General features: G+C 72.3%; 10 protein-coding genes. 3 read left to right on the top strand and 7 right to left on the bottom strand.

Translation table 11 applies throughout. The annotated features are described in order from the left end of the window. Positions 1–18: 18 nt before the first annotated feature. From ABCS02_RS05240 to ABCS02_RS05260, 5 genes are all read right to left on the bottom strand, one after another. Positions 19–954, bottom strand: coding sequence for an NADP-dependent oxidoreductase (locus ABCS02_RS05240; RefSeq protein WP_345834537.1), 936 nt, complete (start codon positions 952–954; stop codon positions 19–21). Positions 955–1,006: 52 nt separating this feature from the next. Beyond that, on the bottom strand, positions 1,007–1,459 hold the full coding sequence (locus ABCS02_RS05245; RefSeq protein ID WP_345834538.1) for a hypothetical protein: 453 nt from the start codon (positions 1,457–1,459) through the stop codon (positions 1,007–1,009). After that, complete coding sequence (locus tag ABCS02_RS05250; RefSeq protein ID WP_345834539.1) at positions 1,456–2,565, bottom strand: NYN domain-containing protein; 1,110 nt, start codon at positions 2,563–2,565, stop codon at positions 1,456–1,458. The genes ABCS02_RS05245 and ABCS02_RS05250 overlap by 4 nt, the downstream gene beginning before the upstream one ends. A gap of 304 nt (positions 2,566–2,869) precedes the next feature. Continuing rightward, entirely contained in the window at positions 2,870–4,282 is a 1,413-nt protein-coding gene (locus tag ABCS02_RS05255; RefSeq protein WP_345834540.1) for an aspartate aminotransferase family protein, read from the bottom strand. A gap of 16 nt (positions 4,283–4,298) precedes the next feature. Further along, positions 4,299–5,783: a CoA-acylating methylmalonate-semialdehyde dehydrogenase gene (locus ABCS02_RS05260; protein WP_345834541.1), complete on the bottom strand. Its 1,485-nt coding sequence runs from the start codon at positions 5,781–5,783 to the stop codon at positions 4,299–4,301. 90 nt (positions 5,784–5,873) lie between these two features. Here ABCS02_RS05260 and ABCS02_RS05265 point away from each other — a divergent pair, with 90 nt between their 5' ends. After that, on the top strand, positions 5,874–7,484 hold the full coding sequence (locus ABCS02_RS05265; protein WP_345834542.1) for a PucR family transcriptional regulator ligand-binding domain-containing protein: 1,611 nt from the start codon (positions 5,874–5,876) through the stop codon (positions 7,482–7,484). A gap of 1 nt (position 7,485) precedes the next feature. On the opposite strand, the gene ABCS02_RS05270 is transcribed toward ABCS02_RS05265, so the two are convergent. Both ABCS02_RS05270 and ABCS02_RS05275 read right to left on the bottom strand, forming a co-directional pair. Beyond that, on the bottom strand, positions 7,486–7,818 hold the full coding sequence (locus ABCS02_RS05270) for a cupin domain-containing protein (protein ID WP_345834543.1): 333 nt from the start codon (positions 7,816–7,818) through the stop codon (positions 7,486–7,488). Beyond that, positions 7,815–9,221, bottom strand: a complete 1,407-nt coding sequence (locus ABCS02_RS05275; RefSeq protein WP_345834544.1) for an FAD-dependent oxidoreductase — start codon at positions 9,219–9,221, stop codon at positions 7,815–7,817. The genes ABCS02_RS05270 and ABCS02_RS05275 overlap by 4 nt, the downstream gene beginning before the upstream one ends. 224 nt (positions 9,222–9,445) lie before the next feature. Here ABCS02_RS05275 and ABCS02_RS05280 point away from each other — a divergent pair, with 224 nt between their 5' ends. Both ABCS02_RS05280 and ABCS02_RS05285 read left to right on the top strand, forming a co-directional pair. Next, complete coding sequence (locus ABCS02_RS05280; RefSeq protein ID WP_345834545.1) at positions 9,446–10,459, top strand: LacI family DNA-binding transcriptional regulator; 1,014 nt, start codon at positions 9,446–9,448, stop codon at positions 10,457–10,459. A 163-nt stretch (positions 10,460–10,622) separates the two neighbouring features. After that, a complete protein-coding gene (locus ABCS02_RS05285) occupies positions 10,623–11,927 on the top strand; it encodes a sugar ABC transporter substrate-binding protein (RefSeq protein WP_345834546.1) in 1,305 nt (434 codons plus the stop codon). Positions 11,928–11,963: the final 36 nt, after the last annotated feature.

Below are 11,963 nucleotides of genomic sequence, written 5' to 3' on the forward strand. Positions count from 1 at the left end.
GGGGCGGCGCGCAGCCGATCACGGCAGCAGCGCGATCTTCCCTCCCGGATGCCCCTCGGCGAGGAACCGCAGCGCCTCCGGGGCCTCGGCGAGCGGATACGTGCGCGCGATCGGGACCTGCAGCCGCCCCTCCGCCGCGAGCGCCAGCAACCGCGGCCGCACCGCGTCGCGGAACGCCGCGCTCTCCGGCTGCGCGCCGAAGATCGAGTGGAAGCCGTGCGTCCCCGCGCGCTCGGAGGCGACGATCGTGACGATGCGGTCGCGGTCCTCGACCAGTTCCAGCGAGACGTCCACCGCCTCGTCGGTGCCGACGGTGTCGAGCGCTGCGGCGATCGGCCCCTGCGCTGCCTCCCGGACCCGGTCCGCGAGGCCGGGACCGTAGGCGACGGGGATGCCGCCGAACCGTCGCACGCGGGCGAAGCCGCCCTCGCTCGCGGTCCCGATCACGTGCGCGCCGAGCTCGGCGGCCTGCTGGAGCACGCTCACGCCGACCGCGCCGGATGCGCCGTGCACGAGGATCGTGTCCCCGGCTCCCACGTGCGTGACGTCGAGCATCTGCGCCGCCGTCGCCCCGGCCAGCAGCAGGTTGGCGGCCTCCTCGTCGGACAGCGCCGCCGGCTTGGCGAAGACGTCGGCCGCCGGGACCGTGACCTCGGTCGCATACCCGCCCTGGATGCGGAACACCACGACCGCGTCGCCCGGCGCGCCACCGCCCGAGGCCAGCTCGGTGCCCGGCCCGAGCTCCACCAGCTCTCCCGCCGCCTCGTAACCGATCGGAACCGGGAGGTCGAGACCGGGACGGGGACCGGCGACGTGCTTGTAGTCGGCCGGGTTGACGCCCGCGGCGCGTACCCGGATCCTCGCCTCGCCCGGTCCCGGACGCGGCACCTCCCGCTCGGCGAACGTCCACGTGTCGGGGGAACCCCACTGCTCTGCCAACCACACTCGTGCCATGCCGCCCAGTCAACGCGGCTTGGCTGGGTGGCCGCTCAGGGTCGGTGCACGCTCACGCCATACCCGCCCCCGTGCGCCCGCCCCTGAACCAGGCCGCGCCGCGCCCGACCCACAGCGGCAGCGCGATCGCGACAGCCAGCCCCATCGAGAGGATGCCGGCGACCGGCTGTGTGGTGAGCGCCGTGTACAGCCCGACGCCGAGGTGCACCACGCTCGCAAGGAGCACGATCACGCGCGCGAGGTCCACGCCGCGGAAGACGCCGAATCCGACTGCGATGTAGGCGACCGCGACGATCAGGTACCCGATCGTGGAGACCAGGACGTTCCCGGTCTCGTTCGCGGGGAGGACGCCGCGGATCGCCGCGAGGACGATCAGGAGCACGCTGAGGATGAGCTCGACCGTCCCCACCAGCCAGCAGAGGATGGCGACAGCGGTCACGACGCCGGGGCGGTCGGCGTTGCCGTGACCCGCAATGCCCGGCTGGTCCGCGTCGCCGGTGCTCATGACGCCGACACCGTATCGGAGGCCTTGCCGCTGTGCCGGGCTCGCCGCGACCGGGCGGGCGCGAGGCGGAGCACCTGGGCGGTGGAGCTGTCGTCGAGCTCCACGAGGTAGTTGCGGGACTTGATGAAGTCGCTGAACGATCGGTAGCCGAGGGCCTTCTCGCTGAACGACGGGTCCATGCGTTTCATCTGGCCCTTCACCGTCGACGAGTGCAGCCACTCCGAGTCGTCCTTCTCATGCCCGAGTTGCATCGCCCGCGCGAGGAGGCGGGTGGCGACGACCTGGGGGTCCTCCGCGGTCTCCTCCTCGGCCTCCGGCTCCGGCGTCGCGGCCTTGCGCTTGCGGGCGGGACGCTTCGCGGTCTCCTCGGGCTGCTCGGCGGCGGCCTCGGCGTCGGGGGCGGTGTCGTCGGTGTCGGTGGAGGCCGCGGTCGAGCGGGTGGAGCGGCGGCGGGACGTGCCGGCGGGAACGGTCTCCGGAGCCGCGTCGGTCTCGGCGCCGACCGTCTCGGCAGCGGCGGCGTCCGTCTCTGCGGCCTCGTCGCGGGCGATGCCCGGGAGGTCGTCGTAGCTGACGAACTCGTCGCACGCGGCCGCGAGCGAGCGTGCGGTCGAGCCGGCGACGCCGATGCCGATCACGTACCGGCCGAGGCGCTTGATCCGCTGGGCCAGCGGGATGTAGTCGGAGTCGCCCGCCACGATCACGACGTGGGTGAGCTCGGGGAGGCGGAACAGGTCCTCCACGGCGTCGACCGCCAGGCGGATGTCGGCGCCGTTCTTCGCGTAGGCCGCGGCCGGGAAGAGCTGCACCAGGTCGACGGCGCGGCCGACGAGCTGGCCGCGGTACTCGGCGTTCACGGCGGCGGACCAGTCGGCGTACGCGCGCGTGAGCACGAGGGTGCCGAAGGAGGACGCGAAGTCGATCACGGCTCCGAGGTCGACGCGCGCCTCCGCGAGCTTCGCGACGAAGGCGGGCTTGGGCTGCGCGCCGGACTTCTGCCGGTCGCGCATGAACGACCCGCGGCCGTGCACCTGGTCGTAACGCGAGATGACGATGTTGTCGAAGTCGATGTAGACCGCGACACGGCCGTCCCCAGGTTCGCTCATGCTGTCACGATATCCCGCCGCTCGGTTCCGCCCCAGACGCCATGTCGGCAACGGAGGAGATCAGCCCCGCAACCCCGCCCTCCGGCAGTTAACGGAGGAGATCGGGCGCCGGGTGGGGAGGGAGTCCTCCGTTGGCTGCGGAATGGCTGCGGGGGTGGGGTGGTGGGGGCGGTGCTGCCCAGGGGCCGTGTCGGTAACGGAGGAGATCGGGGCGGGGTGCGGGCCGATCTCCTCCGTTAGCTGCCGGTGGGCGGCGTGGCGGGTGGAGAGTCATCCGTTAGCTGCCGGTGCGCGCGGGTGCGCGTCAGCGGGTGTGGCGGTCTGCGACGGTGAGGGCGGCGTCGATCGCGGCGAGGCCGCGGCGGAGGTCGGCCTCGGTGATCACCAGGGGTGGGGCGATGTGGATGCGGTTGAAGTGGGTGAACGGCCAGACGCCCGCCGCCTTGCATGCCGCGGCCACCTCGGCCATCGGGGCCGCGTCGGCTCCGGCGGCGTTGAACGGGACCAGCGGCTCGCGCGTCTCGCGGTCGCGGACCAACTCCAGCGCCCAGAACAGGCCGCGGCCGCGGACCTCGCCGAGCGACGGGTGACGGTCGAGCCAGGCGGTGATCTCGGGCTCCACGACGCGCTCGCCGAGGTCGCGCACGCGCTCCAGGATGCCGTCGCGCTCGAACACGTCGAACGTCGCGACGCCCGCGGCGCACGCCAGCGGGTGGCCGGAGTAGGTGAGGCCGCCCTGGAAGGAGACGTCGTCGAAGAAGTCCGCGATCGCGTCCGAGATGACCACGCCGCCCAGCGGGACGTAGCCGGAGTTGACGCCCTTCGCGAAGGTGATCAGGTCGGGCACCACGTCGAACGCGTCCACCGCGAACCACTCGCCGACCCGGCCGAAGCCGACCATCACCTCGTCGGCGATGTAGACGATGCCGTACTGGTCGCAGAGCGCGCGCACGCCGGCGAGGTAGCCCGGCGGCGGCATGAGCACGCCGTTCGTCCCGACGATCGTCTCGATGATGATCGCGGCGACGGTGGCGGCGCCCTCCAGGACGATGACGCTCTCCAGGTGCTCCAGCGCGCGCTGCGTCTCCTCCTCCGGGGTGGTGGAGTGGAACGCCGAGCGGTAGAGGTACGGGCCGAAGAAGTGCGCGACGGACGGGTCGCTCGGCTCGTTCGCCCAGCGGCGCGGGTCGCCGGTCAGCGCGATCGCCGTCGCGGTGCCGCCGTGATACGAGCGGTACATGGACAGCACCTTGCGGCGACCGGTCACCCGGCGGGCCATCCGCACCGCGTACTCGTTCGCGTCGGCGCCGCCGTTGGTGAAGAACACCCGGTTCAGCGTCCCCGGCGCGACGCGGGCGATCCGGCGGGCGAGCTCGCCGCGCACGTCGTTCGCCATCGACGGCTGGATGGTCGCGAGGCGGCCGGCCTGCTGCTGGATGGCGGCGACGAGGTCGGGGTGCTGGTGGCCGAGGTTGAGGTTGACCAGCTGGGAGCTGAAGTCGAGGTATGCGTTGCCCTGGTAGTCCCAGAACGTGGAGCCCTCGCCGGCGGCGATCGGCAGCGGGGCGATCTGGGCCTGTGCGCTCCAGGAGTGGAAGACGTGGCTGCGGTCGTCGCTGCGGACCTGGGTCTCGGCGTCGGCGTCCCCGAAGGAATGCTCGACGCCGCGGCGGTCGGTGAAGCCCGTGCGGAGTGCGGTGTCGATGGTGTCGGTCATGCGTGTACCTCCGAAGTCAGGAGTTGCCGGGGAACGCGAGCTCGATCTTCGAGTGCACCGGGTCGGGCCAGCGCGTCGTGACGACCTTGCTGCGCGTGTAGAAGTGGAACGACTCGGGACCGTAGATGTGCGAGTCCCCGAACAGCGAGTTCTTCCAGCCGCCGAACGAGTATGCGCCGATCGGGACCGGGATGGGGACGTTGATGCCGACCATGCCGACCTCCACGTCGAACTCGAACTGCCGGGCGGCGCCGCCGTCGCGGGTGAACAGGGCGACGCCGTTGCCGTACGGGTTGGCGTTGATGAGCGCGACGGCCTCGTCGAAGGTGTCGACGCGGACGACCGAGAGAACCGGCCCGAAGATCTCGTCGTCGTAGACCGCGGTGCCCGGCTTCACGTGGTCGACCAGGCTGACGCCCACGAAGAAGCCGTCGGTGTCGAACTCCTGAGCGGTCCCGTCCACCACGACCGTGGCCCCCTCGGCGGCGGCCGCGGCCACGTAGGAGGCGACCTTGTCGCGGTGCTCGCGCGTGATGAGCGGGCCCATCTCGCTGGCAGGGTCGGTGCCTGGGCCGATCGCGAGCGCGCCGAGGCGGCGCTGGATGGCGGGGACGAGCCGGTCGCCGGCCTCGCCGACCGCGACGAGCACGCTCACGGCCATGCAGCGCTCGCCCGCCGAGCCGTAGGCGGCCGAGACGGCGGCGTCGGCCGCGGCCTCGATGTCGGCGTCCTCCAGGACGACCATGTGGTTCTTCGCGCCGCCGAGGGCCTGGACGCGCTTGCCGTTGGTGGCGGCGCGCTGGTAGATCGAGCGTGCGATCGGGGTGGAGCCGACGAAGGAGACGGCCGCGACGTCGGGGGAGTCGAGCAAGGTGTCGACGGCCTCCTTGTCGCCGTGCACGACGTTGAGCACGCCCGCGGGCAGCCCGGCCTCCGCGAACAGCTTCGCGAGGTAGACGGAGGCCGACGGGTCCTTCTCGCTGGGCTTCAGAACCACCGTGTTGCCGCAGGCGATCGCGCTGGCGACCATCCACAGCGGCACCATGACCGGGAAGTTGAACGGCGTGATGCACGCGACGACGCCGACCGGCTGCTTGACGCTGTGCACGTCGATGCCGGTGGAGACCTGCTCGCTGTACTCGCCCTTGAGCTTGTCGATCAGGCCGGACGCGAACTCGACGTTCTCCAGCCCGCGCGCGATCTCGCCCGCGGCGTCGGAGAGCACCTTGCCGTGCTCGCTCGTCACGATCGCGGCGAGCTCGGAGCGACGCTCGGTGAGGAGGTGGCGGAGCCGGAACATCACGTCGGCGCGCTTGGTCAGGCTGGTGGCGCGCCAGCCGGGAAGGGCGGCCTTCGCCGCGGCGATCGCCGCCTCGGTCTCGGCGGCGCTGGCGAGCACGACGTCGTGCTGCCGGACGCCGGTGGCGGGGTCGAAGACGGGGCCGAGGCGGGCCGGGTCGCCGGACTCCTCGCCGTTCACGAAGTGGCGGATCAGGGCCACGGAATCCTCCTGGAGTTGCTGCGCCGGACGGAATGCCCGGCGGGGAAGTAGGCTTGCAATCCCCATGATCACAGAGTGAAGGAGCGAACGATGAGGCCAGATCGTCGGACGTTCGGGCAAGAGGAGACAGTTCGTCCGGCGCCGGAGCGGATGCTGCTGCCGACCGTCCGCGAGGTGCTGCGGATGGACCCGATGGCCGACGCGCTGCCGGAGGTCCTGACCGGCGAGGGCGCGCTCGACACGCTGGTGCGCTGGGTCCACGTGGCCGAGACGGCGGACGTGGCGCGGCTTGTCTCCGGGGGCGAGCTGCTGCTGGCGACGGGTCTCGGCTGGCCGCGCGACGCCCGCGCGCTGCGGGCGCTCGGCCGCGACCTGGCCGAGGCGGAGATCGCCGGCCTCGTGCTGGAGCTGGGCGACCGCACGCCGCAGGCGCCGACGCCGCTGGTGGAGGAGTTCCGCGCGGCCGGGTTGCCGTTCGTCGTCCTGCACCGCGAGGCGCGCTTCGTCGCGGTGACGGAGGCGGTGCACGCGAGGATCATCGACGACCAGACCGTCGCGCTGCGGGCGAGGGACGAGATCCGCGAGCTGTTCACCGGGCTGAGCCTGCGCGGCAGCCCCGCCGACTTCATCGTCGCGCAGGCGGCGCGCGTGCTGGGCTGCCCTGTGGTGCTGGAGGACACCGGCCACCAGGTGCTCGTCGCCGAGAACGTCGGCGACGGCGAGGCCGAGCTGGACCGGTGGGAGCAGCGCTCGCGGGCCGCGCATCGCGGCACCGGCGAGCCCGGCTGGACGCTGACCCCGGTCGCGGCGCGCGGGATGCGCTGGGGCCACCTCGTCGCGCTGCCGGGCGAGCCGCATCCCGCGGGCCGGTCGAGCGTGCTGGAGCAGGCGGCGGTCGCGCTGGCGCTCAGCCGCCTGGCCGACCGCGACGAGGAGGAGTGGACGCGCCGCAGCCACGACGCACTGCTCGGCGCGCTGCTGGGCCGGCGCTTCGCGGGCGACGGCGGCATGGCCGCGCGGTTCGAGGCGTCCGGGTTCCCGGTCGCCGAGCGCGTGCTCGCCGGGGTCGCCGTGCGCACACGGTCGGGGCGGGTGGAGGCCGGCGCAGCGGCGCGGGCGCTGGAGGCCGCGCGTGCGGCGGGGTCGGAGGCCATCGCGGCGCCGCATCCCGCTGCCCCCGGGCTCCTCGTGGTCGCCGTGTCGTCGCGGCACGGCCGACCGGGCGCCGACGCCGTCGCCGACGCGCTCGCCGGAGGGGACGCAGCGGTCGTCGGGGTCGGTTCGGACGCCCACGGCATCCCGGGGCTGCTGGGGTCGGTGGAGGAGGCCGTCGAGCTGACCGGCCGCGGGGGCGGCAGTCGCGGCCGGCACGCCGTGGTGCAGCGCGCCGAGAGCCGCCCGCTGCTGCGCCTGGTCACGGCCTTCGGCGACGACCCGCGGCTGCAGGAGTACGCCGAGCGGATGCTGCGGCCGCTGATCGAGTACGACCTCGCCAACGACGGCGACCTGATCGAGGTGCTGCGCGCCTACCTGAGCCATCCGGGCAACCGGACGCGGGCCGCGGTGGCGAGCCATCTGTCCCGGTCGGTGTTCTACCAGCGGATCGGGCTCATCGAGGACCTGCTCGGCCTCGATCTGGACGACGGGGAGACGATCGGGGCGCTGCATGCGGCGGTGCTCGCGCGGCGGGTGCGGCGCTGACTCAGCCGGTCGGCGCCAGATAGACCTTTCGGAGCGTCTCGGTCACCGTCCACACGGTGCGGTCGCCGGCCGTCAGCCGGACCACGTCCCCGACACCGAGCTCCAGCCCGGCGCCCGTCTCGGGGAAGTCGATCCGCGCGCGGCCGGCGATGACGACGAACACCTCGTCGGCCTCCACGTCGGTGGTCGTCCCCGGCGCCATCTCCCAGACGCCGACCTCCAGCCCGGCGAACCGGCCGAGCTCCGCCGCGGCCGTCAGCGGGTCGTCCGCCGACCGCTCCAGCGGCAGCCCGGATGCGCGGACGCTCCCCGTCGCGTCCAGAGCGCCGCTCACGAGTCGAACCCCAGCCCGACCGCGTCGAGGGTGCGGAGGAACGCGTTGCGCCGTCCCTCGCGATGGTCGGCGCGGTCGAGCGACCACCGGGTCAGGTTGATGCCGAGGGAGGCCGCCGGCTCCGGCGGGAACGGCAGCGGCCGGCTCCGCACCAGCTCCAGGCCCGTCCGCTCGGTCTCCCGGCCGGCCAGCAGGTCGAGCATCACCTGGGCGCCGAAGTGCGTCGCGGCGACGCCGAGACCGGTGTAGCCCGTCGCGTAGGCGACCGTCCCGCCGCGGGCGGCGCCGAAGAAGGCGCAGAACCGGCTGCAGGTGTCGATCGCGCCGGCCCAGCGGTGCGTGAAGGTGAGCCCTTCGAGTTGGGGGAAGGTCGTGAAGAAGTGCCCGGCCAGCTTCCGGAAGGTCTCCGGCCGGTCCTCGTACCGCTCGCGGACGCGCCCGCCGTAGTGGTACACCGCGTCGTAGCCGCCGAACAGGATGCGGTTGTCGCGCGTCAGCCGGTAGTAGTGGAACTGGTTGGCCGAGTCGCCGAGGCCCTGGCGGCCGGACCAGCCGATGGACGCGAGCTGATCGGCGCTGAGCGGCTCGGTCATCAGCACGTAGTCGTAGACCGGCACGGTCGCGAGCCGGTTGCGCTTCAGCAGGCTCGGGAACACGTTCGTGGCGAGCGCCGTGCGCTTGGACCGGACGACACCCTCCGGCGTGTAGAGGGTGGTGCCCTCGCCGATGCCCTCCACCGGCGAGTGCTCGAACAACTCGACCCCGGCCGCCTCGCAGGCGCGTGCGAGCGCGCGGGCGAGCTTGGCTGGGTGGACCAGCGCCGAGTCGCGGGTGCGGAGCAAGCCGCCGAGGTAGGTGGGGGAGTGCACCTGGTCCTGCACGGCCTCGCGGTCGAGGAAGCGCGCGTGCTCGCCGTCGGCGGCCTCCCGGAGCCACTCGACCTGGTGCGGCTCGGTCGCGAGGTCGATCGCGCCGTTGCGCTCGAACTCCGCGTCGAGGCCCAGCTCGGCGACGGTCGCCTCGATCTCGTCCAGGTTCGCCAGCCCGAGCCGTTGGAGCGTGTCGAACTCCCGGGCGAAGCGGGTGCGGCCGTTCTCGTCGCCGTGCGTGAGGCTCGCCTCGCAGAAGCCGCCGTTGCGGCCGGAGGCGGCCCAGCCGATCCGGCGGCCCTCCAGCAGCACGACACGCGCGGACGGGTTCTCGCGCTTGGCGAGGAGCGCCGTCCAGAGGCCGGTGTAGCCGCCGCCGACGACGGCAAGGTCGCACTCGACGTCGCCGCGGAACCGCGGGTAGCGGTCGCCGGGCGCGTCCTCGATCCAGAACACGGCCTGCCGGGTGGCGGCGAGCGCGTGGCTCACCACGGCGGCCGGGGGTGCCTGTCGTTCGAAAACGGTGGTCGCCACGGCGGATGCCTCCTGGTGCGGTGATCGGTGCTGGTGAGGTGCTGGTGCCGCCCATTCTGCCGTGCCCCGCACCGGATGTCCGTCGCGAATCCGGTCGGACTCCGGGCAGACCGTCCGGCGCGCGGATGTGCGGATCCTCGCAGACGACACGAGGGCTGAACCGCTTCAGTTCGATGTACTCTTTCCCCGATCGGCCGCAGCGGCCGGCGCGAGAGGAGCACGACGTGGGGACAGCGACCCGGGTGACGATCGGTGGCCTCGCCGACCGGCTGGGGCTGTCGAAGGCGTCGGTGTCGTACGCGCTGAACGGCCAGCCCGGCGTGAGCGACGAGACGCGGCGGCGCGTGCTCGACCTCGCCGACGAGCTCGGCTGGCATCCCAGCTCCAGCGCCCGCGCCCTCTCCCGCGCCCGGTCGGACGCGATCGGGATCGTGCTGCGCCGCGATCCCGGGCTGCTCGGCACCGAGCCGTACTACATGAGCCTGCTCGCGGGCGTGGAGGCCGAGCTCGCCGAGAGCGGGCAGTCGCTGCTGCTGCGCATGGTCGGCACCTCGAACGGCCAGGACCTCGCGGCCTACCGCCGCTGGAGCGCCGAGCAGCGCGTCGACGGCGTCATGCTCTTCGACATCATCGTCGGCGACCCGCGGCCGGCCCTCCTCGACGAGCTCGGCCTGGCGTTCGTGCTGCACGGCAACGACGAGAGCGTCGCGCCCGGGCGGGTGCTGCTCTACGACGCGTGGGGCGACGCGCACATCCTGGTCGACCACCTGCACGCGCTCGGCCACCGCCGCATCCTGCACCTGCAGGGCCCCGCCGAGTTCGAGCACGAGCGGGAGCGGGCCGAGGCGATCGCGCGGTTCGCGGGCGAGCTCGGGATGCAGGCGGCCTCCGAGCCGACCGACTACTCGATGGAGGCCGGCGAGCGGATCGCCGCCGCGCACGCGAGCGACCCGTCGCTGTCCGCGCTGGTCACCTCCAACGACCTCCTCGCGCTGGGCGCGCAGACCGCTCTCAGCCGCGCGGGCCGTGACGACGTCGCCCTGGTCAGCTGGGACGACTCCCTGATCTGCCGCCTCGGCTCCCGGCCGCTGACCGCGCTGGCGCGGTTCCCGGAGGAGCAGGGCAGGCGGGCCACCCGGATGCTGCTGGACGAGCTCGCCGGCGTCGAGACGGCGATCCGCACCGCGCGCGCCTCCGAGCTGGTCGTGCGGTCGACCAGCGTCCGCGCCCCGGCCTGACGGCCGATCCGGGCCGGGCGGAAAACGTATCCGATATACCCCTGAAACCTGGGGTGTCAACGCTTGGAATTACTGAACCGGTTCAGTTATAGTCGCCGTGGCGTCAGGTGCGCTCCCCGGGGACGGGAGCGGCGGGCGCCCATCAAGAGACGAAGGAGTCACAATGAGGAAACGCGTCATCGCCGCCGCAGCGCTGGCGGCCACGATCTCGCTCGTGGCGGCGGGCTGCAGCAGCAGCGGGTCGACATCGTCGGCCAGCGGCTCGACCATCACGTACTGGGCGAGCAACCAGGGAACCAGCCTCGACAACGACAAGCAGGTCCTGACGCCGGTGCTCGACGACTTCACCAAGAAGACCGGGGTGAAGGTCAAGCTGGAGGTCATCGGCTGGAACGACCTGCAGACGCGCATCCAGACCGCCGTCACCTCCGGGCAGGGGCCCGACGTCCTGAACATCGGCAACACCTGGGCCGCCTCCCTGCAGGCGACCGGCGCGTTCCTGCCGTTCGGGGACAGTGAGATGAAGGCGATCGGAGGCAGCGACAAGTTTGTGAAGACCGCCCTCGACACCGGCGGCGCGGCGGGCAAGACGCCCACCAGCGTCCCGCTCTACGGTCTCGCCTACGGCCTGTACTACAACAAGAAGATGTTCACCGACGCCGGCGTCCAGCCGCCCACCAACTGGGAGCAGCTGGTCACCGCGGCCAAGAAGCTGACCAACGGCACGCAGTACGGCTTCTCGCTCGCCGCGGGCAGCTACACCGAGAACTCGCACTTCGCCTTCATCAACTCGGCACAGAACGGCGGCTCCTGGTTCGACAGCAAGGGCAACCCGACGTTCACCAGTCAGGCGAACATCGACGGCGTCAAGCGCTACCTCGACCTGATGCAGACCGACAAGGTCGTCAACACCTCCAACGCCCAGTACGACAACGGCGTCCAGGCGGTGAACGACTTCGCCACCGGCAAGGTCGCGATGATCCTCAGCCAGAACAACGCTGACTCGTCGATCAACGCCAACGGGATGAAGTCCGACCAGTACGGCGTCGTGCCGTTCCCGTCGCCCGAGGGCGGCAAGCCGGTCGCCAGCCACGTCGCCGGCATCAACCTGTCGATCTTCAAGAACACCAAGAACAAGGACGCCGCCCTCGAGTTCGTCAAGTACATGACGAGCGAGTCGACGCAGACGACGCTCGGCAAGCCGTACTCGAGCCTGCCGGTGCTGAAGGGCGCCAAGGCCGTCTTCACGGACAACCCGGACGAGGCCGCCACGTTCACGAAGATCTACAACGAGATGTCCAAGCCGCTGCCGCTGGTGCCGGCCGAGGACCAGTTCGAGAACACCGTCGGCAAGGCCATGAACGACATGTTCGCCAAGATCGCCACCGGAGGCACTGTCTCCGACTCCGACATCAAGTCGGCTCTGAGCACGGCTCAGGACCAGGTGAAGCAGTCGATCGGCGGCTAGTCCGCCACCGCGACGGCCGGGCGGGAGCCACCACCC

This window comes from Microbacterium sp. X-17 (assembly GCF_039615055.1).